General features: G+C 50.7%; 28 protein-coding genes and 1 pseudogene. 12 read left to right on the plus strand and 17 right to left on the minus strand.

The genetic code is table 11. The features are described from left to right. The first annotated feature begins 103 nt into the window (after positions 1 to 103). From waaA to coaD, 3 genes are read left to right on the plus strand one after another with little or no spacing between them, the layout of a single operon-like run. Complete coding sequence (gene waaA, locus GN208_RS06615; protein ID WP_015422378.1) at positions 104 to 1,381, plus strand: lipid IV(A) 3-deoxy-D-manno-octulosonic acid transferase; 1,278 nt, start codon at positions 104 to 106, stop codon at positions 1,379 to 1,381. Continuing rightward, entirely contained in the window at positions 1,381 to 2,160 is a 780-nt protein-coding gene (locus tag GN208_RS06620; protein ID WP_004236658.1) for a glycosyltransferase family 2 protein, read from the plus strand. Before waaA ends, GN208_RS06620 begins: the two co-directional genes overlap by 1 nt. Next, a complete protein-coding gene (gene coaD, locus GN208_RS06625; protein ID WP_004236659.1) occupies positions 2,157 to 2,642 on the plus strand; it encodes a pantetheine-phosphate adenylyltransferase in 486 nt (161 codons plus the stop codon). Before GN208_RS06620 ends, coaD begins: the two co-directional genes overlap by 4 nt. Here coaD and mutM read toward each other — a convergent pair whose 3' ends face one another. The 6 genes from mutM to radC all read right to left on the minus strand — a co-directional run bounded on the left by mutM (position 2,643) and on the right by radC (position 7,413). After that, the gene (gene mutM / locus GN208_RS06630; protein ID WP_015422377.1) at positions 2,643 to 3,452 is read right to left on the minus strand and encodes a bifunctional DNA-formamidopyrimidine glycosylase/DNA-(apurinic or apyrimidinic site) lyase; all 810 of its coding nucleotides are present in this window, start codon (positions 3,450 to 3,452) and stop codon (positions 2,643 to 2,645) included. A gap of 10 nt (positions 3,453 to 3,462) precedes the next feature. Then, complete coding sequence (locus GN208_RS06635) at positions 3,463 to 4,713, minus strand: O-antigen ligase family protein (protein WP_015422376.1); 1,251 nt, start codon at positions 4,711 to 4,713, stop codon at positions 3,463 to 3,465. Then, the gene (locus GN208_RS06640) at positions 4,714 to 5,661 is read right to left on the minus strand and encodes a glycosyltransferase (protein WP_243828317.1); all 948 of its coding nucleotides are present in this window, start codon (positions 5,659 to 5,661) and stop codon (positions 4,714 to 4,716) included. Between the two features lie 414 nt (positions 5,662 to 6,075). Further along, positions 6,076 to 6,243, minus strand: a complete 168-nt coding sequence (gene rpmG / locus GN208_RS06645) for a 50S ribosomal protein L33 (protein ID WP_004236665.1) — start codon at positions 6,241 to 6,243, stop codon at positions 6,076 to 6,078. 11 nt (positions 6,244 to 6,254) lie between these two features. Further along, entirely contained in the window at positions 6,255 to 6,491 is a 237-nt protein-coding gene (gene rpmB / locus GN208_RS06650; protein WP_015422374.1) for a 50S ribosomal protein L28, read from the minus strand. 247 nt (positions 6,492 to 6,738) lie between these two features. Beyond that, complete coding sequence (gene radC, locus GN208_RS06655) at positions 6,739 to 7,413, minus strand: DNA repair protein RadC (RefSeq protein ID WP_004236667.1); 675 nt, start codon at positions 7,411 to 7,413, stop codon at positions 6,739 to 6,741. Positions 7,414 to 7,609: 196 nt separating this feature from the next. Here radC and coaBC point away from each other — a divergent pair, with 196 nt between their 5' ends. The 3 genes from coaBC (at position 7,610) to slmA (ending at position 9,958) form a co-directional block, all read left to right on the plus strand. Continuing rightward, positions 7,610 to 8,824, plus strand: coding sequence for a bifunctional phosphopantothenoylcysteine decarboxylase/phosphopantothenate--cysteine ligase CoaBC (coaBC, locus tag GN208_RS06660; RefSeq protein ID WP_004236668.1), 1,215 nt, complete (start codon positions 7,610 to 7,612; stop codon positions 8,822 to 8,824). Next, positions 8,802 to 9,260 (plus strand): dUTP diphosphatase, encoded by a 459-nt coding sequence (gene dut / locus GN208_RS06665; RefSeq protein ID WP_004236669.1) that lies wholly within the window; start codon positions 8,802 to 8,804, stop codon positions 9,258 to 9,260. Before coaBC ends, dut begins: the two co-directional genes overlap by 23 nt. A 104-nt stretch (positions 9,261 to 9,364) precedes the next feature. Further along, on the plus strand, positions 9,365 to 9,958 hold the full coding sequence (slmA, locus tag GN208_RS06670; protein WP_004236671.1) for a nucleoid occlusion factor SlmA: 594 nt from the start codon (positions 9,365 to 9,367) through the stop codon (positions 9,956 to 9,958). A 72-nt stretch (positions 9,959 to 10,030) separates the two neighbouring features. Here the strand turns inward: slmA and pyrE are convergent, their stop codons facing one another. After that, a complete protein-coding gene (gene pyrE / locus GN208_RS06675) occupies positions 10,031 to 10,678 on the minus strand; it encodes an orotate phosphoribosyltransferase (RefSeq protein ID WP_004236672.1) in 648 nt (215 codons plus the stop codon). A gap of 80 nt (positions 10,679 to 10,758) precedes the next feature. Next, positions 10,759 to 11,487: a ribonuclease PH gene (gene rph, locus GN208_RS06680; RefSeq protein WP_004236673.1), complete on the minus strand. Its 729-nt coding sequence runs from the start codon at positions 11,485 to 11,487 to the stop codon at positions 10,759 to 10,761. A gap of 124 nt (positions 11,488 to 11,611) precedes the next feature. On the opposite strand from rph, the gene GN208_RS06685 reads away from it, so the two are divergent. The 3 genes and pseudogenes from GN208_RS06685 to GN208_RS06695 form a co-directional block, all read left to right on the plus strand. Then, positions 11,612 to 12,475 carry a YicC/YloC family endoribonuclease gene (locus GN208_RS06685; RefSeq protein WP_015422373.1) on the plus strand — a complete coding sequence of 288 codons (864 nt, stop codon included), beginning with the start codon at positions 11,612 to 11,614 and terminating at the stop codon, positions 12,473 to 12,475. A 147-nt stretch (positions 12,476 to 12,622) separates the two neighbouring features. After that, on the plus strand, positions 12,623 to 12,949 hold the full coding sequence (locus GN208_RS06690) for a hypothetical protein (protein WP_004236675.1): 327 nt from the start codon (positions 12,623 to 12,625) through the stop codon (positions 12,947 to 12,949). Next, positions 12,891 to 13,271: pseudogene (locus GN208_RS06695) on the plus strand (LysE family translocator); the annotation flags it as partial. The gene GN208_RS06690 and the pseudogene GN208_RS06695, both read left to right, overlap by 59 nt. Positions 13,272 to 13,322: 51 nt before the next feature. On the opposite strand, the gene GN208_RS06700 reads toward GN208_RS06695, so the two are convergent. From GN208_RS06700 to GN208_RS06710, 3 genes are all read right to left on the minus strand, one after another. Beyond that, positions 13,323 to 14,723: a nucleobase:cation symporter-2 family protein gene (locus tag GN208_RS06700; protein WP_004236677.1), complete on the minus strand. Its 1,401-nt coding sequence runs from the start codon at positions 14,721 to 14,723 to the stop codon at positions 13,323 to 13,325. Between the two features lie 320 nt (positions 14,724 to 15,043). Beyond that, positions 15,044 to 16,036, minus strand: a complete 993-nt coding sequence (gene tehA / locus GN208_RS06705; protein ID WP_004236678.1) for a dicarboxylate transporter/tellurite-resistance protein TehA — start codon at positions 16,034 to 16,036, stop codon at positions 15,044 to 15,046. 107 nt (positions 16,037 to 16,143) lie between these two features. Then, positions 16,144 to 16,605, minus strand: a complete 462-nt coding sequence (locus GN208_RS06710) for a hypothetical protein (RefSeq protein ID WP_004236679.1) — start codon at positions 16,603 to 16,605, stop codon at positions 16,144 to 16,146. 121 nt (positions 16,606 to 16,726) lie between these two features. Between GN208_RS06710 and GN208_RS06715 the strand changes: the two genes are divergently transcribed. Beyond that, positions 16,727 to 17,170: a DUF411 domain-containing protein gene (locus GN208_RS06715; protein WP_015422372.1), complete on the plus strand. Its 444-nt coding sequence runs from the start codon at positions 16,727 to 16,729 to the stop codon at positions 17,168 to 17,170. Here GN208_RS06715 and GN208_RS06720 read toward each other — a convergent pair. Together GN208_RS06720 and GN208_RS06725 are read right to left on the minus strand one after the other, a co-directional pair. Further along, the gene (locus GN208_RS06720) at positions 17,164 to 17,487 is read right to left on the minus strand and encodes an Acetyl-coenzyme A carboxyl transferase alpha chain (RefSeq protein ID WP_015422371.1); all 324 of its coding nucleotides are present in this window, start codon (positions 17,485 to 17,487) and stop codon (positions 17,164 to 17,166) included. The genes GN208_RS06715 and GN208_RS06720 overlap by 7 nt on opposite strands. A gap of 102 nt (positions 17,488 to 17,589) precedes the next feature. Beyond that, positions 17,590 to 18,993, minus strand: coding sequence for an MFS transporter (locus GN208_RS06725; protein ID WP_004236683.1), 1,404 nt, complete (start codon positions 18,991 to 18,993; stop codon positions 17,590 to 17,592). Positions 18,994 to 19,082: 89 nt separating this feature from the next. Between GN208_RS06725 and GN208_RS06730 the strand changes: the two genes are divergently transcribed. Both GN208_RS06730 and GN208_RS06735 read left to right on the plus strand, forming a co-directional pair. Further along, a complete protein-coding gene (locus tag GN208_RS06730; protein WP_004236684.1) occupies positions 19,083 to 19,742 on the plus strand; it encodes a metalloregulator ArsR/SmtB family transcription factor in 660 nt (219 codons plus the stop codon). Positions 19,743 to 19,780: 38 nt separating this feature from the next. After that, a complete protein-coding gene (locus GN208_RS06735; protein ID WP_004236685.1) occupies positions 19,781 to 20,209 on the plus strand; it encodes a TOBE domain-containing protein in 429 nt (142 codons plus the stop codon). 59 nt (positions 20,210 to 20,268) lie between these two features. Here GN208_RS06735 and GN208_RS06740 read toward each other — a convergent pair whose 3' ends face one another. From GN208_RS06740 to fdhE, 4 genes are all read right to left on the minus strand, one after another. Beyond that, complete coding sequence (locus tag GN208_RS06740; protein WP_004240163.1) at positions 20,269 to 20,502, minus strand: GT-D fold domain-containing glycosyltransferase; 234 nt, start codon at positions 20,500 to 20,502, stop codon at positions 20,269 to 20,271. Between the two features lie 591 nt (positions 20,503 to 21,093). Then, positions 21,094 to 22,956 carry a selenocysteine-specific translation elongation factor gene (gene selB / locus GN208_RS06745; RefSeq protein WP_004236689.1) on the minus strand — a complete coding sequence of 621 codons (1,863 nt, stop codon included), beginning with the start codon at positions 22,954 to 22,956 and terminating at the stop codon, positions 21,094 to 21,096. Further along, positions 22,953 to 24,335, minus strand: coding sequence for an L-seryl-tRNA(Sec) selenium transferase (selA, locus tag GN208_RS06750; RefSeq protein WP_004236690.1), 1,383 nt, complete (start codon positions 24,333 to 24,335; stop codon positions 22,953 to 22,955). The genes selB and selA overlap by 4 nt, the downstream gene beginning before the upstream one ends. A gap of 20 nt (positions 24,336 to 24,355) precedes the next feature. Further along, positions 24,356 to 25,282 carry a formate dehydrogenase accessory protein FdhE gene (gene fdhE, locus GN208_RS06755; protein ID WP_243828318.1) on the minus strand — a complete coding sequence of 309 codons (927 nt, stop codon included), beginning with the start codon at positions 25,280 to 25,282 and terminating at the stop codon, positions 24,356 to 24,358. Positions 25,283 to 25,308 lie beyond the last annotated feature (26 nt).

Below are 25,308 nucleotides of genomic sequence, written 5' to 3' on the forward strand. Positions count from 1 at the left end.
CGGGGATCCCGCCGTCAGCGACGCCGGGTTTATGCTTTTTAATGCGCTATTCGTGTTAGTTTTATGCTACTATTGCCGCAATCTTATCTGCGAAACTGATAAAATGTTACTGCGTGTATACCAGGTTCTGCTTTACCTGATCCAACCTCTTATCTGGTTACGTCTGTTATGGCGCAGCCGCCGCTCCCCGGCCTACCGCAGACGCTGGGGCGAACGTTATGGTTTCTGTAAAGGAAAAACCGGCACCGGCGGTATCATCCTGCACTCGGTTTCTGTCGGCGAAACACTCGCCGCAGTGCCGCTGGTCCGAGCATTGCGCCACCATTATCCGACGTTACCTATCACTGTCACCACTATGACACCGACCGGCTCAGAGCGGGTTTTATCAGCATTAGGTGATGATGTTTATCACGTCTATCTGCCTTACGACTTGCCGGGGTCAATGAAACGGTTTTTCAATACTGTTCAGCCGAAACTGGTGATCGTGATGGAAACCGAACTGTGGCCAAACATGATAACCGAGCTGCACCGCCGGAAAATTCCGCTGGTGATCGCCAATGCCCGCCTGTCAGCGCGCTCGGCCGCCGGTTATAAGAAAGCAGGCAGTTTCGTAAAAACCATCCTGAACCGGATCACCCTGGTGGCCGCGCAGAATCAGGAAGACGGGGAACGCTTTATTGAGCTCGGCCTGCGCCGCCAGCAACTGCATGTGACCGGCAGCCTGAAGTTCGATATTTCTGTCACACCGGAACTGGCCGCCAAAGCCGTCACACTGCGCCGTCAGTGGGCTGCCCGCCGTCCGGTCTGGATCGCAACCAGCACTCATGAAGGCGAAGAGGAAATTATCCTCAATGCTCATAAAGCTCTGCTGAACCACTTTCCGAACCTGCTGCTGATCCTGGTGCCGCGCCATCCGGAGCGGTTTGCCAAAGCACGGGAACTGACCGAAAAAGCCGGTCTGACCTATGTCATGCGCAGCAGCAACACCATTCCGTCACCGGAAACACAGGTGGTGGTCGGAGACACTATGGGTGAACTGATGCTGCTGTATGGACTGGCAGATATCGCGTTTGTCGGCGGCAGCCTGGTTGAACGCGGCGGACATAACCCGCTGGAAGCTGCCGCGCACGCCCTGCCAGTACTGATGGGACCGCACACCTTCAACTTCAAAAATATCTGCGGCAAATTACAGCAGGCCGATGCCCTGCTGACTGTCACCGATGAACAGAGTCTGAGTGACGCCGTCAGTAATCTGCTCAATGATGAGGATTACCGGCTGTACTGCGGGCGGCATGCCGCTGAGGTACTTCACGAAAATCAGGGCGCACTGCACCGTCTGATGCAGTTGCTCGGGCCGTATCTGCCACCTCGGAGCCACTGATGACAGATAAAAAACGTCTCTCCGTTGTGATGATCAGTAAAAACAATGCCGATGTTATCGGTGATTGCCTGAACTCTGTTCAGGGACTGGCGGATGAAATCATTGTGCTCGATTCCGGCAGTCAGGACGACACACTGACCATCGCCCGTAATGCCGGGGCTCAGGTATATGAAAACCGGGAGTGGCCGGGCTTCGGCCGTCAGCGGCAGATTGCCCAGCAGTATGCCACCGGGGATTATATCCTGATGCTCGATACCGACGAGCGGGTTACGCCGGAGCTGAAACAATCCGTTGAACAGGTACTTACCGCACCGCAGAAAAATACAGTGTATCGTTTTGCCCGCCGCAATCTGTTTCTCGGGCGTTTTATGAAACACAGCGGCTGGTATCCGGATCATGTCCTGCGGTTATATCCCCGTGAGCAATATCAGTACAACAGCAATGCAGTTCATGAATCTCTGGAGACACAGGGTGCCAATATCATCACACTGAAAGGGGATGTCTTACACCTGACCTGCCGCGATTTACCGGAGTTTCAGCAAAAGCAGCTGCGCTATGCTGCTGACTGGGCAAAAGCCCGTCATCTGGCCGGTAAACGCTGCTCTTTCCTCTCTGTTCTGACTCACACCGCCGGTGCGTTCTGTAAAACCTGGCTGCTGAGAGCCGGATTCCTGGATGGTAAACAGGGGCTTATCCTTGCATTTGTGAACGCACAATATACCTTTAATAAATACGCCACTTTGTGGTCCGTCAGTAACAACGATGAGTCAGCATCATGAAAACACGCGCAATCTATCCCGGCACTTTTGACCCGATTACCTGCGGACATATCGATATTCTTGAGCGCGCCTCAAAAATGTTTGATCACATCCTGCTCGCGATCGCCAACAGCAGCCGTAAAAATCCGATGTTTACCCTCGATGAGCGGGTTGCGCTGGCAAAAGATGTATGTTCTCACATCCCGAATGTGGAAGTTCTGGGGTTTTCTGAGCTGATGGCGAATTTTGCCAAAAAGCAAAATGCCAATGTGCTGATCCGGGGTGTCCGGTCTGTTGCTGACTTTGAATATGAATGGCAGCTGGCGAATATGAACCGCCATTTTGCGCAGGATCTCGAGAGTGTTTTCCTCCTGCCGTCGCAGAATCTCTCTTTTGTTTCTTCATCCCTGATTAAAGACGTGGCCCTGCACGACGGTGATGTCTCTGCATTTCTGCCGGAGTCCGTCGCACAGGCGATGATGCAAAAACTAGGTAAAGTATAATCAGTGCTGACAGGCGGGGCAGAAAAACGTGCTCCGCTGACCGACTTTCACCACTTCAATCTTCTGTCCGCAGTTCGCACAGCACTCTCCCTGTTTTCCGTACACAAACAGTTCCTGGGCAAAATAACCGGGTTTTCCGTCCGACTGTAAAAAATCTTTCAGCGTGGTGCCGCCCTGTTTGATGGATTCCGTCAGTACCTGCTTTATGGTGGCAACCAGGCGGGCAACCTCATCTTCAGTCAGATCTTTGGCAGGACGCAGCGGATGAATGCGGGATAAAAAGAGGGATTCATTGGCATAAATATTCCCCACCCCCACCACAATTTTATTATCCATCAGCCAGCTTTTGACTGGTGTGTTTCGTTTGCGGGATTTGGCGAACAGATACGCGGCATCAAAATCATCACTCAGCGGCTCCGGCCCCAAATTCGCCAGTACCGGACAGGTTGCCAGATCATCTGCCCACAACCAGGCACCAAAACGGCGCGGGTCGGTATAGCGCAGAATTTTACCGTCACCGAGCACCATATCCACATGGTCGTGTTTCTCTTCCGGCGTTTCTTCCAAAAGAATACGCAAACTGCCGGACATTCCCAGATGGATGATAATCCACCCTTCCGGCAACTCAATCAGCAGATATTTTGCGCGGCGCTGTACGCTGAGCACCGGCCGGTCACTCAGGCGCTCAATCTGTTCTGACACCGGCCAGCGCAGCCGCCGGTTACGGACTTCAACATAACGCACTGTATTACCGACCAGATGCGGCTCAATGCCGCGCCGGCTGGTTTCGACTTCGGGCAATTCAGGCACAGATACCTCCTCAGCGATCAATCGGCAGCGGCTGTTCTGCGGTATCTTCTTTACCGCCGGTCACCAGGGCCACTGCAATACACAGGAGATAAACAGTAATACTCTCACGACTGAAGAACAATACATCTGTCAGACCATAACCGGCCAGGCACAAGGTAATCATTATCAGTAATACGTTCTTATTACGAATACCGGCATACAACAGAGAGAGATAAATCAGCACCAGCAGCACACCACCGATAACCCCCTGCAATGACAGCACCTCAATTAATTCGCTGTGCAGATGTACCGTCAGAAATTCATCTATTGAATCACTGATGTTACCAGCCGCTATTTTTTCTGAAATAAAATCATTGCGGGCCTGAAAAGACTCCCCCATCGGGGCATGCTTAAACGCAGACAGTCCCGCATACCACATAGTATAACGATTACCCAGCGATCCCCCCGGTTTTGTTACATCATAATTCTGGGTTTCCAAAATAGCAGCATTAATACGGGATTTATATAAAAATTCATATGATATGCCGGCAAAAATCAGCAGAAATACCACAACCATACTGGCTTTTTTTACATTCAGGCTCTTCCGGAAAACAATGGCGGTATAGAAAACAGAAAGCAGAAGATAAATAGCTATTGCAGCACGGGTTTGCGTCAGAATAATAATCGCATTTGAAATAATCAGGTTAGTAAAAAACAATGAAACATTCAGTTTATTTTTTACCTGTGTACAAAAATGAAGGCTGACAAAAAATATTGCACTGATAAAGTAGGCAGTTACTGTTGCCCTGTTTGTATCCAGTTCAACTCTGTCTTTATGCAAAACAAAGATATCATAAAGCGCATACAATAAAATATAGAGCGGTAATACCTTAATAATAGCTGAAATATATTTATTACTAAAAAAACACTTCAGCTCATTTTTTAATAAAATACAAACACAAAAAATAAACGCTCCGAGTATAATTCTCGATGCTGTGGGTGAGTAGTTTTTATAAATACTCAACCCGTCATCATTCATCAGAAATGACCAGGCAACCCGGGAAATACCAAACAACAGGAATGATACTGCAACAAGCAACACAGCGCGGTCACGGAAAAGTGACATTCTTTTGAAAAAAACCAGCCAGAATGTCACGATAACGGATAAATAACTCAGTATAAAATAAGAATCCCGTGACAAGGTATCCACGAAAGAAGCAATAACCATTGAGAAAGTCATCAGCATACCAATGAGAATTGGTAATGTTCTGCTTGTGAACATTTAAAAAACTCCTGCTGATTTTATTTTTAAAAACATAATTTTTCTGCTTAATCTTACTTTAGAGCTGAACAGGAAGCGGAATACTTTGATATCATTAAACCGATCCATAACAAAATGAGGAAGCTTACGTTTATTATTTCTTGATAAATAATCAGAACATACTTTAACGAACAGTCCTTCAAACATCACTTTTTCATTTTTATTTTTTACAAAGAAGCTTTCCATTGATAAAACAATTTGCAGGAAAAGAACGGTTTTATTCATACTTTTCTCTGTGGATAAGCTGCCGCGATGTTTATAGTAGCAATAAATCTGAGTATCTGTGATCAGGATATTCTGAGCAGCGCAAATAACATTTGCAGTAATAACCACATCTTCATAGCAATAAATTTCAGGGAACATATCATCTGTCAGGATATCCCTGCGGATAAACCGGCCGAGTAAATGACCTTTTACCGTCTTATGTTCCAGATAGAGTTCTTTTAACCTGTCCTGAGTGATGGATACTACAGGTTTATCCTCAATTTCTAATACCGGATTACGATCATGATGTTCATCGAGACGGGTTATCAGCAGATCGAACGGATGCTCCCGCATAATATCCATAATCCGGCTCAGTGCGCCGTTTTTCAGCATATCGTCACTGTCTAACGCCGTGATATATTTGCCGCGGGATAATGAATATGCATAATGGCGGACTTTCCCGACATTGGAAAAGTTAACTGTTTCAACGACTTTAATAAAGTTTCGTGGCTGATAATGGTTGATAAGATCCAGCGATTTATCGGTGGAGCCATCATTAATAATGATCGCTTCAACCTGCTCCGGAGAACTATTCTCATTCAGGGCATTATCCAGGCTCTCTAACGCGGCCAGGATTGATGACTCCGCATTATGTACTGCAATCATGACCGAAATAACCGAGTTACTCATATCATATTCCAACATTCGTTTTTATCTGCGAAGTAAACTGATTCAGATTCTGGCTGTCACTGGCACGCCAACTCAGTAATCATATAAAAACTATATAAAAATAATAAATAAATCAGCCGTTATAGTTGTATGTTCTGATAAAACAATAGTACCCGTAAATGATACAACAATCTGAATATTTTAATACTCTTACAATCAGTATTTAAGATAAGTATCCGATTTATCTGCCATTTTATCTTCAATTAACGTTTGAAAAGATATCGTTTTATATAAAAACACCAATAATTTATAAAAGAGTAATATATTATATCAACCAACTCAGAGAGTGAAGACAGATGACAATATTACCCTCTGCCAGTCTGCCTTTCCCTGTAAACAGGCAATAAAAAACCCGGCCGAAGCCGGGTTTTTTCAATCAGGAAGCAGAAATTACTTAATTTTTGCTTCTTTGTACATTACATGCTTACGAACAACCGGATCGAATTTTTTCATTTCCAGTTTTTCAGGCATAGTACGTTTGTTCTTCGTAGTGGTATAGAAGTGACCTGTACCTTCAGAAGAAACCAGTTTGATCTTTTCGCGAATACCTTTAGCCATTTTTCAGCTCCTTAGTACTTCTCACCGCGGGTACGTAAATCAGCTAAAACAGCTTCGATACCCTTTTTATCAATGATACGCATACCTTTAGCAGATACACGCAGAGTCACGAAACGTTTTTCAGACTCAACCCAGAAACGGTGAGAGTGCAGGTTCGGCAGAAAACGACGTTTGGTCGCATTTAATGCGTGAGAACGGTTGTTACCGCTCATCGGACGCTTGCCAGTAACTTGGCAGACTCGGGACATGTCTATTCTCCAAAAATCTAATCAGCTCGAGCTTTGTATTGGGTGAGGCTGCCTCGTCAGGCTTAGGAGCCCATCTCAGCTTACTTTTGACTCGCCGGGAAATTGCTCTGTCAACCAGCAAAAATATGCTGAGATAGGCTCTTCTCGCCAAACCCAAGATCCTCAAAGGTGGCGTAGTATACGCTTTCCGGCGCAAACGCTCAAGACCCGAACAGTAAAGATCGTGTGTTTCTGCGAAAAAAACTGCTCAGATCAGCTCGTGTTCTGCAAACGAAAACATATTGAATTTCCCGATAATCAGGTGATCCAACACGTTAATCCCCACCAACTCACATGCCTGAACAATTTTTTTTGTCAGCAGACGGTCAGCCCGGCTGGGGTTTTCGTTACCGGAGGGGTGATTATGCGCCAGAATCACAGAAACTGCATTCACTTTGAGCGCCAGGCGCAAAATCTCTCTGGGATGTACTTCCACACAGTTTACCGTCCCTGAAAACATCTCCTCGTAACGTATAAGTTGGTTCTGATTATTGAGAAAAAGTACTGCAAAGACTTCCCGCTCCTGCCCGGCCATCCGCTGGTTAAGATACGCCTTTACAGTACAGGCACTGCTGAGAAATTGCGTTTCCTGAAACTGACTGCTGAAATAGCGCCTGGACAACTCGACAATCGCCTGCATCTGGCAAAACTTACTGTCCCCTATCCCGGGCAGAGGCTTAAACTCCTCATACCCTGCTGTCAGCAACCGGTGCAGTGACCCGAAGACGTCCAGCAGATACTCCGCAAACTGCCGCACCGGCCGCTCACGGGTACCGGTACGCAAAAAAATAGCCAGCAGTTCTGAATCACTCAGAACAGATGCCCCGTAAGCAATCAGTTTTTCTCTCGGCATCAGTGCCGTATTTCCGGTTATGTTATCCATTTTTCCCCCGCCGTTTTCTCTGCTTTACCGGAAAAAGTATGTCAGTACCGGCGGTTTTTTCGCATAAAACACGCCATTTTTGCGAGACGCGCCGAAGAAAAAACATTATTTAGCTGGATAAATACACAGCACCCTACCTATACGGCGGTGTTGTGGTAAAATCGCGTATCTCCGAAAAATAACTGGATAAAACACAATGTCCGAACTGACAGGAAAACAGATAGTTCTGGGTATCAGTGGTGGTATCGCAGCCTATAAAGCCCCTGAGATTGTCCGCCGTCTGCGTGACCGGGGTGCGGTTGTCCGTGTCGCCATGACACCTGCGGCAACCGCATTTATCACCCCGCTGACACTCCAGGCCGTTTCCGGCTTCCCGGTGGCCGAAAGCGTTCTTGACCCGGCTGCAGAAGCGGCAATGGGTCATATTGAGCTGGGGAAATGGGCGGATCTCATTATTCTCGCGCCCGCCACGGCTGACCTGATTGCCCGCCTGAGCGCCGGCATGGCAAATGACCTGGTCACCACTATCTGCCTGGCATCTGATGCCACTATTGCCGTTTCACCGGCCATGAACCAGCAGATGTACCGCGCACAGACCACTCAGGAAAATCTCGCGCACCTGGAACAGCTCGGTTTTGCGGTCTGGGGACCGGACAGCGGCAGCCAGGCCTGCGGTGATGTTGGTCCGGGACGCATGCTGGATCCGTCAGAGATAGTCTCACGGGCAGAACAGCACTTCCGTAAAAAACAGGATATGTCCGGCATCCGTCTGGCCATTACCGCCGGGCCGACGCGCGAAGCACTCGACCCGGTGCGTTTTATCAGCAATCACAGCTCCGGCAAAATGGGTTTTGCCATTGCAGCGGCTGCCGCAGCACGCGGCGCGGATGTCACACTGATTGCCGGGCCTGTCACACTACCGACACCAGCGGGTGTTAAACGTATTGATGTCAGCAGTGCCTGTGAAATGAATGATGCCGCACAGAAAACAGCCCCGCAGCAGGATATTTTTATCGGCTGTGCTGCCGTCGCGGATTACCGCGCCAAAGCGGTTGCGCCTGAGAAAATTAAAAAACAGGGCGACGAAATCACCTTCACGATGGTGAAAAATCCGGATGTGATCGCCGGTGTCGGTGCACTGGAAAAAAACCGGCCATTTGTGATTGGATTTGCAGCTGAAACCCAAAATGTGGAAGAATACGCGCGCGGCAAGTTGGTGAAAAAGCAGCTCGATATGATTTGCGCCAATGACGTTTCTGTTGAAAACCAAGGCTTTAACAGTGATAACAATGCCCTGCATCTGTACTGGCATACCGGCGATATCAGCTTACCGAACATGAGCAAATCCGAGCTCAGCCACCATTTACTGGACGAAATACTGAAACACTATGACCAAAAAAATCGACATTAAGATTCTTGATCCGCGCATCGGCGGGGAATTTCCGTTACCGGCCTACGCCACGCCGGGTTCTGCGGGTCTGGACTTACGTGCCTGCCTGGATGAAGCCACTGAACTGAAGCCGGGCCAGACACTGTTACTGCCGACCGGCCTTGCCGTCCATATTGCAGACCCGTCCCTGGCGGCAATGGTACTGCCGCGTTCCGGCCTCGGCCACAAACATGGCGTGGTTCTCGGCAACCTGGTGGGCTTAATCGACTCTGATTATCAGGGACAACTGATGGTATCCGTCTGGAACCGTGGCGACACCACCTTCACGATTGAACCGGGCGAACGTATCGCACAGATGATTATCGTTCCTGTTGTTCAGGCTGAATTCAATATTGTTGAAGAATTTACCGAAAGCGAGCGCGGAGCCGGCGGATTTGGCCATTCAGGCCGTCAATAATACTAATAACGCCGTTATTTCCGTCGCTTTTCTGACAGCAGTACTGGTGTACGGCTGTCAGTCGGCAGATTTGTTTTTGCGTTAACGCAGGGGTTTTATCTGACATGGCAGAAAGTACAAAAAAGAAGAACAGGCGCGAGGAGATCCTGCAGGCGCTTGCGCTGATGCTTGAGTCCAGTGACGGCAGTCAGCGTATAACAACCGCCAAACTTGCCGCCAGTGTGGGTGTTTCAGAAGCAGCGCTCTATCGTCATTTTTCCAGCAAAACAAAAATGTTCGACAGCCTGATCGTATTTATTGAGGACTCACTGATTTCGCGGATAAACCTCATCCTTCAGGATGAAAAAGAGACTATCTCGCGGATAAAACTGATTCTGATGCTGATTCTGGGATTCTCGGAAAAGAACCCCGGCCTGACCCGTATCATGACCGGTCACGCACTGATGTTTGAGCAGGATAAATTACAGAGCAGAATTAATCAGTTGTATGAACGAATCGAAGCTCAGTTGCGTCAGGTCTTAAAAGAAAAGCGGATCCGTGACGGCAGCGGTTTTACTTATGACGAAAGCCTGTTAGCATCTCAGTTGCTCGCCTTTTGCGAAGGCATGCTGTCCCGTTTTGTACGCTCAGAATTTAAGTACCGGCCAACACAGGAATTTGAAGCCCGCTGGCCGCTGATCCTTGCACAACTTCAGTAATACCGTTTTTAGTTAAACTACTCACCCCGCCCGTTTTATTGGGCGAGGGCTTTTTTTTGCCTGCTGTCCGGCTCAGATCTCAATCCCGTACTGCTCACGGTAAGCCCGTACAGCCTGTAAATGGCTGTCCATCTGCGGATCTTCCGCCAGATAGCTGATTAAATCATTCAGTGTGATAATGGAAAATACCTGACAACCGTAATCGCGCTCCACTTCCTGGACGGCGGATAACTCGCCTTTGCCTTTTTCCTGACGATCAAGACTCAGCATCACACCGGTAAGCGAAGCATTGTTTTGTCTGATGATTTCCATCGACTCACGGATCGCCGTTCCGGCGGTGATCACATCATCCACCACCACAATCCGCCCGCTCAGCGGGCTGCCGACCAATGTTCCGCCTTCCCCGTGATCTTTGGCTTCCTTACGGTTAAAACAGTACGGCATATCAAGATCATGATGCTCGGCCAGTGCGACGGCTGTCGTCGTTGCAATCGGAATACCCTTGTAGGCAGGCCCGAACAGGACATCATACTGTACGCCGCTGTCGCATAATGCTGCCGCATAAAAGCGTCCGAGCAGTGCCAAATCCCGCCCTGTATTGAATAACCCGGCATTGAAGAAATACGGGCTTTTCCGGCCGGATTTCAGCGTAAATTCACCAAATTTCAGTACCTGTTTTTTCATCGCAAGTTCAATAAATTCGCGCTGATAAGCTTTCATCGGGATCTCCTGATTCTGATTGACGGATAACGTGCCTGAATCACAGGCATAAAAAAGGCGACTATCACGTCGCCTTCTGATTAATTTTCTAATGCCGCCTTCTGAGCGGAGAAAATGGTTTCCAGCCCGCCTCTTGCGAGGGCCAGTAACGACAACAACTCATCATGACTGAACGGCGCACCTTCTGCCGTACCCTGGACTTCAATCATCCGTCCGTCATCAATCATGACCACATTCATATCGGTTTCTGCCGCAGAATCCTCGACATATTCCAGATCACAACGCGGCTCGCCGTCCACGATACCGACAGAAACGGCGGCAACCATGGATTTCAGCGGGCTGGCTTTCAGCTGACCTTTCGCGACCATCTGATTCAGGGCATCAGCCAGTGCCACACAGGCGCCACTGATCGCAGCGGTACGGGTACCGCCGTCAGCCTGGATAACATCACAGTCGAGGGTGATGGTGAACTCGCCCAGTTTGGTCAGATCAACCGCAGCACGCAGTGAACGTGCGATCAGGCGCTGGATTTCCATTGTGCGGCCGGTCTGTTTGCCACGGGCGGCCTCGCGGGCATTACGGGAATTGGTTGCGCGCGGCAGCATGCCGTATTCGGCTGTGATCCAGCCCTGTCCCTGACCTTTCAGGAAACGCGGTACACCTTCTTCAACGGAGGCATTACATAACACTTTAGTGTCACCGAACTCGACCAGCACAGAGCCTTCGGCATGTTTGGTATAATGACGGGTGATAGTAATAGGACGCACCTGGTCTGTTCCCCGGCCAGCGGGACGTGATGACTGACTCATAGTGATTCTCCGGTTCAGTTAACTGTTGGGGGCGCATTATACGGCTTAAACCGGTGAATGCCTATGCCTTAACACCATAACAGCGCTATAATCAGAGCAATAAATCCATCACAGGACAGATATCATGATCCGTAGTATGACCGCGTTTGCCCGTCAGGAAGTCAAACGCCCGTGGGGCACTGCCGCATGGGAACTCCGCTCTGTTAACCAGCGCTACCTTGAAACCTACATCCGCCTGCCGGAACAGCTCCGCAGCCTGGAGCCGGTGATCCGCGAGCGTCTGCGTCAGCGTCTGACCCGTGGTAAAGTTGAGTGTAACCTCCGCTTTGACCTGAGCAGTAACGCGCAAAGCGGGCTGAATATGAATGAAGACCTGGCGAAACAGCTGGTTGCTGCCGCAAACTGGGTTAAAAACTACAGTCACGAAGGGGAAATCAATCCGCTGGAAATTCTGCGCTGGCCGGGCGTAATGTCCGCACAGGAACAGGATCTGGACACCATCAGTGAAGAATTGCTGGCCGCTCTCGATGACACCATCACCGCCTTTATCGATGCCCGTGAACGTGAAGGTGCGGCACTGAAGACCTTAATCGAACAGCGCCTCGACGGTGTAACCGAAGAAGTCCGCAAAGTCCGTGCGCAGATGCCGGATATCCTGTTATGGCAACGTGAGCGTCTGCAGAGCAAACTGGACGACGCACAGATTCAGGTCGATCCGAACCGTCTGGAGCAGGAACTGATCCTGCTGGCACAGCGCATTGACGTGGCGGAAGAGTTAGATCGCCTCGATGCCCATGTGAAAGAAACCCATAATATCCTGAAGAAAAAAGAGGCCGTCGGCCGCCGTCTGGACTTTATGATGCAGGAATTCAACCGCGAATCGAACACCCTCGCCTCAAAGTCCATCAATGCCGATATCACCAGCTCTGCGATTGAACTGAAAGTGCTGATTGAGCAGATGCGTGAGCAGATTCAGAATATTGAGTAACACTTCACAGTAACTCAATACACATCCATAAGCCGGCTGATGCTCTGTATCCGCCGGCTTTTTTTATTGTCAGAACAATACTGAATAGTACTCATGAGGACAAAATGAACAGTAATAAGCACTCTCCGCAATATATTGAATTAATGGATGCCATTGTTTCATACAAAAACTGAAACACGCCTGCTGCAGAAAATCCGCAGTGAAAAAATGTCAGATAAAGAAAAAGAAAACTTGTATAAAGAACTCACTGATGTTCAGAAAAACAGGAAATTTGGTAAATCAGTTACTGTCTTCAAAAAAGTGTGGAAAATCATGGTAGCGTATTCTTTCTTTGCCGTTTCTCTTATTGTTATAGTTGATACTTATTGGGAAAATATCGTTAAACCACTTTTTTATCTTTTTCCGGGGGCTTTTCGTGGCGCCGGGTCTCGGTGCACTGCTCGCCGCGTCTGCCACGGCTTACGATATCGTTAAATGGTGCGGGGCACTTTATCTGCTCTGGCTGGGTATTCAGTTAATTCTGCACCCCCGTCAATCATTCAGTACAACACAAGGGGATATTTTATGTCTCTTTCCTGCCGCAGTTTATTCCTGCCGGACAGCCGCTGATAGCCCGGACATTTCTGCTCGTCACTATTCATGTGGTTATCGGTACGCTCTGGTCATTGACTCTGATTATGATGACCGGTTACGCCTCACGCCTGCTGAAATCACGGCGCTTTATCCGGTGGATGGATCGCCTGACCGGCGGACTTTTTATGTTTTTGCCGTGAAGCTGGCACTCAGTCACCGGTAAGTCCGTATACTGACAGCCCGCTGAGATAAGCGGGCTGTCAGGCTGTGCTGATTAAACTTCCTCTTCCCTCACGGATTCTTCAATATCATCCGGTTCGGTTTCCTTACTGATCGGAATAATTAAATTCAGAATAATAGCGGTCACACCGCCCATACAGATCGGGTTTTCTGCCAGCGCGTAAAGGGATGTCGGCAGGACGTGGAAAACCGCCGGGTCATAAGAGACACCCAACCCCAGCCCCAGTGAGGTCGCCACAATCAGGGTTTCGCGGCGGCGCAGACCGTTGGACAGAATAATACGGATCCCGGCAATGGCAATCATGGAGAACATCAGTGTCATCGCACCACCCAGCACCGGTGCCGGAATCGTCGTAAAGAACCAGCCGATCCCCGGAAACAGCCCCAGGATCACCAGGATAACCGCAATGATTTTCCCGACATGGCGGGAAGCCACCCCGGTCATCTGAATAACCCCGTTGTTCTGGGCAAAGGTGGTCAGCGGCAGAGAGCTCATCGCGGAAGCCGCCACAGACACCAGACCATCCGCCATTACCCCGCCTTTCAGACGGGACTGGAATTCCTGTCCCTGAATTTTCTGCCCGGACACCAGCGCGGTTGCCGTCAGGTCACCGACCGCCTCCAGCACACTGAGCAGATAAATAATAGCGACCACCAGGAAGTGAGCGAAGTTAAACGAGAAACCATATTTAAACGGTACTGGGATCGTGATAAACGCGGCTTTGCTCATCTGACTGAAATCCACCATCCCCAGGAACAGGGCGCAGATATAACCGACAATCAGCCCGATCGCGATCCCGCCCATGCGCAGCAGCGGGCTTTTACAGCAGTTAAACCCGATAACAACCAGCAGAACCAGTAACCCGACACCGATATTCTGATAATCACCGAAGGTGCCGGAGGACTTGGCGGAGAAGCCGCCGCCGAAATCAATAATCCCGACTTTTATCAGGCTCAGCCCGATCATCAGAACCACAATACCGCTGACTGTCGGGGTGATGACACGACGCAGATAGGGCAGGATAAAAGACGATCCCACAACTAAGAATGCGCCGGCAAACGAGATACCGAAGATAGTGGACAGTAACAGCTCTTCATCAACACCATCAGCCCGCATGCTGGTTCCGATGGCAATCATCACTGTCACAAATGAAAAGTTAACGGACTGAATCGATAATAACCCCGAACCAACCATGCCGTAGCGGTTTACCTGCAACCATGTGCCGACACCGGAGGCGATCATAGCCATGGAAACAAGATACGCATTGGTCTCAGGCGATAGCTGTAAGGCCGTGCCGACAATCAGCGCCGGTGTGACCATCGGAACGAAAATGGCCAGCAGATGGGTCACGGCACCAATAATCGCCTGTAAAAACGGGGGTTTATCTTCGAGCTGGTAAATAAGATCAGATGCTGTGTTTTGTTGATCAGACATCTCTTCTCTCCTGTACGTGAATTTGACTATCTGACTCTGTTAATAACTATCTGTTTTATTTAGGACTCTTGTGGAGAACAGACGGCTGTCATGCAATCTGTATCAACAGATAAAGCAATAACCACACCAGGAGGGCGGATTAGCGGGGAGAAGGGTTATAAAATGTGATTAATAACGGAATTTTTGATCACTTTGTGAAATTGTTCACTATTCGTACTGAACATCTCACGACAGCGGGGTTTTTCAGCGCAGATATCATTATGAGAATAATGATTAATAAATAATCAAATTGATAACCGCCGGGAACCGGCGGCTGAACATTAATTCTCTTCGCGGATACGGGCGCGGGTGATTTGCTTTCTGACCAGCAGACGCAGCGAATTCACCACCAGCAACAGAATAAAGGCGTTGGAAAAAATAAACAGGGTGAATGCCAGCAGGTGAATAAATTCATTATCTGAAGACATACTGATATTCAGAGAGGATTTTGCCAGTGCCGACACTCCGAATGAAAAGCTCCAGAATGACAGGGTAAATGCCTGTTGTGTAAACCAGGGGATGAGCCGGATCATAAACACCAGTTGCAGTAACCCGTAGCCGAGCAGCATTTTGGCAAAGAAATCAATATGATTCTGGTTTACCGCCAGATAGGCGCTGCATGCCACCAGTGCCGGAGCCAGCTGAATACCGAAAGAGAGACGCGATTTTTCATCCATCAGCCCGTCACTGCGGATCCGTTTCAGAATCGCCGGTTCCAGGCTCAGCCAGGAGAAAACGCCTGCACCGAAGAAAAGAATACCGAGGTCGGTAAAACCGAGTGCGCCGCACGCCATGGCGCAGATAAAATTATTGGCGACAGTCGGAAGATAGAGTACCGGGGTGGTCGCCGCTTTCGGGTATTCCCCTTTCCACTGGGAGCCGACCAGCCACGCGGCGTAAGACAGTTGTGCTACTGCGCCGAGGGAAAATAATCCGGTGGAAAACAGCGGGAAGTATGGTGTCAGCCCCATCGCCACCAGAACAGTAGTTGCCGGTAACAGGCTGGAGAACCCGCTGGCGACCGGATGACGGAACTCGTCGGTCATTTTTCCCGGGAAACAGAAACTGCGGATAATAAACAGAGAGATCAGCACCAGCCAGACCGCACAACCGGCACCAATAATCACCTCACCGATGATTGCCGGATACCCCTGCTCAGCCGCTGCGTAACGCCATGCCATCCCGGTGCCGATCAGCCCCAGGACCATGCCGAAATACCCGGCCGAAAACCGGGAAGAAACGGATTTAATCTTATTTATCAGTGTAATGCTCATATCTGTTCTGCTCTGTCATCATACAATCGCCGGAGCGGCAGCCCCGGAGACTAAATAATAATACAAATTTTATAATTTATTTTGATAAGAGTCATTCTGTATACATGTTAAATCACATCATTTTTTCCGGCAGTTCCCGGTACCAGCCCGACCAGTCCCCAGTGATGGGTGATCTCACGGATAATCAGTAAAAATGCCGTGAATTGTTTGTCTGACGGGAGTGATGTTGATGATACCGGGCTGCCGCTGATAACATTCACGATCTCATTAAATGCGCGTTCTATTTCCTCAGTGGATAAGAAGCCCGCGTCATCACCGGTCAGTAAATAGTTTAGCCGCGGATCAGGGCAATGCAAAATCAGGTCTCCCGCCGGTAATGCCGCCCGCGCCGGGATAATCCGGTTTTCAATATGCTCAATTGCCACTTCCGCTTCATAAGCTGTCACCGGCGAGTGCTGAAAAACAAACCCGTCAATCACACTGTCACCGAGCGGAAGCCGCACATCAGCCTCCGCAGAAAAAATCCGGGTTTCTGTTGCTGTTATCTGTAATGTCAGGTGCGTTACCATTATGACCTCCGTTTAAACCTTTACACTTCTCCGCATAACTATACGTTCCCCTGTATTGACCTTCCCCTAAGGTAAACCATTAATCTCATCATTATTATCCGACTCATTACAGGGAATACCGATGAAAAAATCCGTCTGGGCGTTATCTTTATTATTAACCACACTTTCTGCCGGTGCCATGGCAGCGAAAGGAACCGTCACCGTGTATAAATCCCCGACCTGCGGCTGCTGCGGCCAGTGGGCGGAAGGGGTGGAAAAAGCCGGTTACGATGTGGAAACCAATATTATTCCGCAGGCACAGCTGGAGAAAATGATGCTTGATTCCGGCGCCACCGCGAACCTGATGAGCTGTCACCTCGCCACGCTGAACGGCAAATATGTGATTGGCCACGTCCCGGCGGACAGCCTGGATGCCATTGATACGCTGCCGGAAAGTGCCAAAGGAATTTCGGTTCCGGGGATGCCGGTCGGCAGCCTGGGTATGGAATACAAGGATATGAAAGAGCCGTATGATGTGGTCGCCTATGATGCGGACGGAAAGCAGACGGTATTCCGCAGCTATTGATTTTTATCCTGATCCCGCAGCGAACTTTCAAGAAAATGCAGGAATTTGTCGACAACCGGTAACACCTCACGGCGGCTGGCATAAACGGCTCTCAGTTCGATGGGAGCCGGTTCTTCATTCAGCCGGACAATCTCCCATGCACCGAGATCCGCATAAATCGATTGAGTCAGTTTTTCGCATTTTTTCCGCAGGCAGGCAATTTCATCATCCGGATCAAACCCCAAATCGCTGCTGCGCTCTTTAAATGACTGCAATGCGGCGATTTTTTCTTCCAGCTCAATGATTGGTTTTTCAAATTCGAGATGATACTGAAACATAGCGGACATTACCCTGACAGAAAACATCCGGTCAGTGTAAAAAAACGCCGGAACGGGATACAGTCCTCATTCCGGCATACACTATTATCAGAAACGGGATAATCAGCCGTAAGAAATGGCCGCGCAGCGGCGGGCGGTGAAAATCGCAATCAGCGGGGCAATGGCCAGCAACATCATCAGCCAGTAGGCTGAAGACATCACGCCCGTCAATGTACCGTCATTGAAACCATTGACGTTAACAATCATTCCCGCCAGCGCCGCACCCAGAGCTGTGGCAAAAAGCTGCACTGTGGTGATGGAAGCGGCAGCGATCTCTTTATCCGCAGGCGCGGCAACCTGTAAAATCCGGGTCAGCAGATGCGGCCAGCCGAACCCGATCCCGAACCCGACCAGCGATAACCCCAGCAGGATCGGCGACATAATGCCCCATGTGCCGGCAGACGGTACAGAGAGCGTCAGTGCCAGCAGAACCAGCCCCGCCAGCACAAAAACCGGCCCGAGCAGAATACTGGCACGCATTTTCGCCCCTTTCCATCCGGCACTGATGATCTCACTGACAGTCCAGCCCAGCGCCATCAGCGCACTCATATAACCGGATGCCAGCGGCGACTGACCGTGCAGGCGCTGCAGGAAGTACGGCACAAACACTTCACAGGTCATCCCGATAGCCAGCAGAGAGATAGTGATGTACAGCGCGGCATGATGACTGCCGCGCCGGAAGGTGTTTTCCGGCAGTAACCGGATGCGGCTGCGCTGCTCAATCAATGCAAGCACAATCAGTAACAACAGCGAGACCACCACGCCGCCCACATTCAGGAACACATCCGGACTGAGACTCCCAGCAGAGACCACCAGTACAGCGGCAGTCAGCAATGTCAGCTGGATCAGGGGAAGACGCGGCCGGGTGCCGTCATCTTTCTGCTTTTTCGGCATAATCGTAAGCAAAAAGAGCCCATAGATAACCATCAGCGGCAACATCACACCAAAAGCAAAACGCCAGGCGTTTAACTGGGCAAAAATACCCCCGACTGCCGGACCGACCAATGTGGCAACACCCCACATCCCGGAAATCAGTGCCATGGCTCTCGGCCACAGCGCCGGAACATAAACTAAATTGATCATGGCATAAGACAGTGCGAACATAACACCGCCGCCGAAGCCCTGAATGGTGCGCCCCAGCAGCATAATCTCCATCCGGGGAGCCAGTGCACAGGCCAGGCTGCCGGCGAAAAAGGCCACCACCGATATAAGGTAGGCGATACGGGCACCGTATACGGCAAGCAGCCGGGCGGAGAGTACAGAACCGATAATGGATGCCGCCACAAACAGTGTGGTATTCCAGGCATACAGATTCAGGCCGCCGATATCAGCAACAACGGATGGCAAAATGGTGGTCGCCATTAAGATATTAACGGCGTGAATAACAACACCGAACGAGAGAGCGATTGAAATCGCAGCGTTTTTCCCTGAGAAAAGGTCACGCCAGCGGCTGTCATCGGGCAACATAGAACCATCCTTTAGTCTTGTGATACTTTGCTGAATACGATAAATTAAACAAGAATTAACTTGGATAAATAAATACCGGGCACGAGAATATGTCAAGAACTAACCTGGAAAGCAACCTCAGTTCCGCACAATCTGTCGGAGAAAAATTGCTTATTCTCCTGAAAAAGCATGGCCCGATGCAGGCATCCGAGGCCGGGGAACACCTGGGTACCACCGGGGAAGCTGCCCGTCAGCAGTTTACCAAACTGGCCCGGGACGGCATGGTTGAGGCACATTCCGAATGCCGGGGTGTCGGCCGTCCGGTGCAGCGCTGGCACCTGACCGCACTGGGCAATAAACGCTTTCCGGATTGTCACGCTGAGCTGACGGTCAAAATCCTGACCACCATCCGCCGCGAACTCGGCGAGGATGCTATCGGCAAAATTATTACCGCCCGTGAGAATGAAGCCCGCCGCGACTATTTTGATAAACTTCAGGGCGCAGAAACTCTGGAAGAACGCATTATCCGCCTCGTTGCCATCCGCACAGAGGAAGGCTATATGGCGCAATGGGAAAAAGAACCGGAAGGAAGCTGGCTGATTATTGAAAATCACTGTCCTATCTGCTCCGCCGCTCGCATGTGTCAGGGATTCTGCCGCGCCGAGCTGGAACTCTTTCAGACAGTTTTAAATGCAAGTGTGGAACGGGTCGAATATTTACTCACGGATTCTCGCCGCTGCGTATATCGTGTGATACAACAGGAAGATTAACCATTTCAGTTAATCACTAAAAGGAAAGAGGTCACACAATGAAAATTTCCGCACGTAACCAGCTCACCGGTAAAGTCTCCCGCGTTGTTGCCGGCGCTGTTAATAATGAAGTGGAATTAACACTTGAGCATGGTGAAATTCTGACAACCGTCATCACCAAAGAGAGCTGTGACGTATTAGGGATCCGCGAAGGAAAAGAAGCGGTCGCGATTATTAAAGCGCCGTGGGTGGTACTGGCAAATCCGGATTGCGGCCTGCGTTTTTCCGCCCGCAACCAGTTCCGCGGCAAAATCAGCAAAATGGTGAACGGTGCGGTCAACAGCACGATTCATCTGAGAACCGAAAAAGGGCTGCCGCTGACAGCGGTTATTACCAATGAAAGCCGCGACGAAATGGAATTACATGAAGGTAATGAAATTGTCGCACTGATAAAAGCTTCCAGCGTTATTTTAGCCACTAAAGCCTGATTCCGGCATACCGTGCAAAACAGGCCGCATTTGCGGCCTGTTTTATTATCTGCCGGTCATTACTCCGCCTGAAGCTGTTCAGGGAAAACCGTATTATAACTGCTGACCAGATTACCGATATCCAGCGCTGTTTTACCGTTGTCTGCCAGCCTTGCAGATAGCACCGTACCTGCCGGGCCTGCCGCAATCAGAAAGAGATCTATCTCTTTTTTCATCAGACACTGTTCGGTCAGCTGATCAATATCGTTATAAGCATCGGTGTCTTTTACCCGCCCAGATATCCATCCGGGCATCCGCCAGTTTTTTACCGGACTGATAAAAACCGTCCGGAGTCGTGGCGCGGGTATCACCGTAAACCGGTTGATCAAGATAACATTTTGTCAGAAACCAGTACTGAGACCAGAATTTAAGCCATGAATCGTTCTCAGTCTGCATACCCGGAACACACACCAGTGTATTGTAATTACCGGTGCTGATATTCCGTAATTCATACATCAGCATTTTATTCAGCAGATCACGGTACTGATGAGATTCAATCGCACAGGTCAGCTCCGTCTGTTTACGGGCATAAAAATCGGCAGCGATATCATTATAAAAACCGATAATCTCATTGGTAATTCCGCGGGCTATCGAGACAGTATCTGTTTCATCCAGCGGGATCCGGCTGAATTCATATTTCTTATTCCGGCCGTCATAAATCAGTGTTTTAAAATCAAAATCACGTTTAAGGCTCTTCTGAAAAAGATCCGGAGATTCATAATCCCTGAATACCAGCCATACATTTTTGCATTTCTGACGTAATAGCCCGGGAATTTCTCTTTATTGAATTCACTGACAAAATTTTCCAAATCGATCTTCATGTCTTAAATCCTTTTTGAAGAAAATCAGAATAGTCCCTCATCCCGCAAAATATGTTTGTCCCCTCTGCGGCGGGTAAAACCGGTCCTGTCAAAAAACTCCAGAATCTGTACGGCCAGCTTACGCCCCATGCCGTATTTATCCCTGAATTGTGCCGCGCCGATACCTTCTTCATGTGTCTGATTATATTCACGGATAACCTGCGCGAATTCCGTGATTTGTGACCGGTGATAATAGCGGTCAGGCACAATCGCCATAATATGACCCAGCTGTGCGGCTTTTTTCAGAAACTGACGGGCGGCGGTTTCATCAATGCCGAGTTTAACGGCCAGATCACGAACCCACCACGGCTCCTGCTGAAACAGCGGTTCCGCACTGTGCCAGAGCGCGTCCTGTGCCGGATCGAAAGCCAGACCGAATCCGGGCAGATGGAGCCAGCCACGGGTTCTGACAATCTGTTTTTCATCCAGTAATTGTGCAATAACCGGAAATACGATGGAATCAGAAAGCACCGGTAATGCCATCCGTTTCAGCCTGTCACGGCCGACGCCCATCTGGTCGCTGTGTGACTGATGATAATCCGCCAGAGTAGCCAGCAGAATGGCTTTTGCCGTTTCAACCCGTTGTGCCGAAAGGACATAACCGTCGTTGATCAGCAGATTCAGCCCGGCAGTACATTCCGCCAGTTTTTCCGCTGTCAGCTGCCGCGCCCAGGCAAACACCGGCAGAGAAATTTCCCCGCGCGGCAGTTCGCACATCAGGACATCGCGATCATCCTGTGCCGCTGCCCGTTCTGATAACCACGCCAGAAATTCCGGGCGACGTTTTCCGCGTCGCGGGGAAGACAAATTCAGCACACGGGCACCCGCCAGTGTGCGCTGCGCACTGATATCGCGCAGGATCAGCCTGTCTTCCTCCGCCAGCCAGAGCGGGGTATCAAGGGTGATTTCCGCCAGCAGCGGACGGATGTTATCGTCACTCAGGAGGGAAACCCGCCCGGTGATATGGCTGGCGCCGTGGTGAATATGCACCGGCTGCCAGCTTTTCAGACCTTCATCTGTTTCAATTTCCGCCAGAATGCGGTGTGCAGACTGCACCGGTTTTTCGCTCAGCAGCCAGTCGCCGCGGGAAACCGTCTCTTTGCTGACATCCCCGCTCAGGTTGATAGCCACGCGGTCACCGGCCTGAGCCTGTTCCTGCTGACGGTTCTGGGCATGAATACCGCGCACACGGACAGATTTGTCACTGCCGGTCACCCATAATGTGTCACCGGTGCTGACACGCCCGGCCAGCGCGGTACCGGTCACCACCAGCCCCGCCCCTTTGACACTGAAAACACGGTCAATCGCCATCCGGAAACGTTTTTCTGTCCGGCTTTCTGAAGATTGCTGCTGATGGTGCAAACGCAGATGGGCCCGCAGTGCATCCAGCCCTTCGCCGGTATGGGATGAGGTGACAAAGACCGGGCTTTCCGGCCAGCCGTCAGATAACAGCAGTTCTGTGATTTCCTGCCGGACTTCCTCAACCCGCTCCGCCGGGACGCGATCGGCTTTGGTCAGCACCACAGAGATTTGCGGACGCCCTGCTAAGCGCAGAATCGCCAGATGCTCGCGGGTCTGTGCCATCACTCCGTCGTCGCAGGCAATAATCAGCAGGATATGGCGGATCCCGCCGATACCCGCCAGCATATTGCCGAGAAACTTTTCATGGCCCGGCACATCCACAAAGCCGATAACCGTATCATCATCCTGCGGCCAGTAGGCATAGCCGAGGTCGATGGTCATTCCGCGTTTTTTCTCTTCCGGCAGATGGGTGGTATCCACGCCGGTTACCGCCTGAATAAGAGCCGTTTTTCCGTGGTCAACATGGCCGGCTGTAGCAAAAATCATGGTAACAGTGCCTGTAAAAGTCGGTTTTCATCTTCAAGGCAACGCAGATCCCACCACAGACGCCCGTCACTCACCCGCCCGATCACCGGAATGGTCAGCTGACGGTGAGACTGCGTCAGGGTGGCTAAGGCGCTGCCTTTTCCGTTTTGCGGGGTAAACGTCACTGCCCAGCCGGGCAGGCGTTCCACCGGCAGGGATCCGCTGCCAATCTGCGAGGAGCAGGGCTCTGCGCGGATCACCCATTCATCACCGTAATATGCCTGAATTTTCGGCACAAGCCGTTGTGCCATATCATAAATATCGTCAGCAGACCGGGTGAGCAGGCGCAGTGACGGCAGTGTCTGCGCCAGTTTTTCCGGACGGCGGTACAGACGAAGCGTGGCATCCAGCGCCGCCAGAGTCATTTTATCTGCCCGCAGGGCGCGTTTGAGCGGATGGCGCTGTATTGCCTCAATCCACACTTTTTTGCCGAGAATAATCCCCGCCTGCGGCCCGCCGAGCAGTTTATCACCGGAGAAAGTCACAATATCAATACCCTGCGCCAGATAGCGCTGCGGCATCGGCTCTTCCGGCAATCCCCACTGTGTCATATCAATCAGAGCACCGCTGCCGAGATCAATCACTGACGGGATAGTATATTCCCGGCCGAGTTCCGCCAGTTCCTGCCCGGAGACCTCTGCCGTAAAACCTTCAATATGATAATTACTGGTGTGGACTTTCATCAGCAGCGCCGTCTGCTCACTGACGGCATTTTTATAATCATGCAGATGGGTCCGGTTTGTGGTGCCGACCTCAACCAGACGACAGCCCGCCTGGCTCATCACTTCCGGCACGCGGAAGGCACCGCCGATTTCCACCAGCTCACCGCGGGAAACAATCACTTCCCGCCCGGCGGCCATCGTCGCCAGCACCAGTAATACCGCCGCCGCATTATTATTGACGATACAGGCCGCTTCCGCGCCGGTCAGCTGACACAGGCGCTCCGCGACAATGCTGTCGCGGTGACCGCGCCCGGCATCATCAAGGGAATATTCGAGCGTGACCGGCCAGCGCATGGCATTGGTCACCGCCTCAATAGCCGCTTCCGCCTGTAATGCCCGGCCGAGATTGGTGTGCAGCACGGTACCGGTCAGGTTAATGGCCGGCCGCAGTGCTTCCCGATCGCTGTCCAGACGGCGGGACAGTTCATCCGCCCAGCAACCGTGCCAGTCCGGCAGCTGCTGCCGCTCACGGATCGCGTCACGTGCATCATCCTGCATCTCCCGCAGCACACCGACGATACAGGTCTGTCCGTACTGTTCTGTCAGTGCGGCAACCGGTGTTTCATGTAATAACCCGTCAATGGCAGGTATCTGACTGTATAATGCACGTTCGTTCATAGCGGACTCACTTCACTGACTTATTCATTCGGGAACAGGAACGGGTTGATACTGCTGCGGGCAAAACCTTCTTCTTCCATCCGGGCATCCAGGATCAGGGTTGCCAGGTCATCCGCCACGGTATCCACTTTCGCGTCTTTTTCCTGTGACAGAATTTTCAGGTAACTGCCGCAATCACCACAGCTTTCTGCTTTCACCGCCGCCTGCTCACTTTCCAGTGACCAGTAATTCAGATCACGGGTCTGTTCGCAGTTGGTGCACTTAATACGGACCACATGCCATTCGGTTTCACATAATCCGCAGTGCAGATAACGCAGCCCCTGCGTGGTGCCGATCTGGATCACGCCGGAGACCGGCATTGCCGCACAGACCGGGCAGAACTGACGGTGTTCACCGTGCTCTTCGCGGCCTTTGCCCGGGATCATCGACGCCATCTGCGCCCAGTACAGGGATAATGCGGCCCAGATAAACACGGACTTATCCGGTGATACAGCGGAAAATTCCTGATTAAACAAGGCCGTTGCCATGTCTTCCAGCTCATTCTCAGAGGCTTTGTCCAGGTTTTCCAGAGTCGGGCGGGCATGATCCGGCGCGACCGGCAGCAGCTCGGTAATAATGCTTTTCAGCAGTTTGCGCCAGTGTTCAGTGCGCTGAAAAGTGTGGCAGTCGAGCAGGGCTTTGCCCGGCATATTGGCGGCCATCAGGGCATCCATATCCATTTCAAGCGGATTGTCATACAGGGCTTTCTGCTGGGCGCGGGTGATTTCAGCCGCAAATTCCAGGTAATCTGCAAACGGGTTATCTTTGGCCAGCTCATCAAAACGTTCGGCACGGCGCTGATACAGATTCTTCAGATTAGGAAACAGTACGGCCGGGATAAAGCCAATCCCTTTTTCATTTTTCTGAGCCTGTCCCAGCTCTTCTTTGGATACAATTCGGATACTCATGATATTGCTCTTCTTCTGATATGGAG

It is taken from the genome of Morganella sp. HSTU-ASny43 (genome assembly GCF_022819185.1).
GTDB lineage: Bacteria > Pseudomonadota > Gammaproteobacteria > Enterobacterales > Enterobacteriaceae > Morganella > Morganella morganii.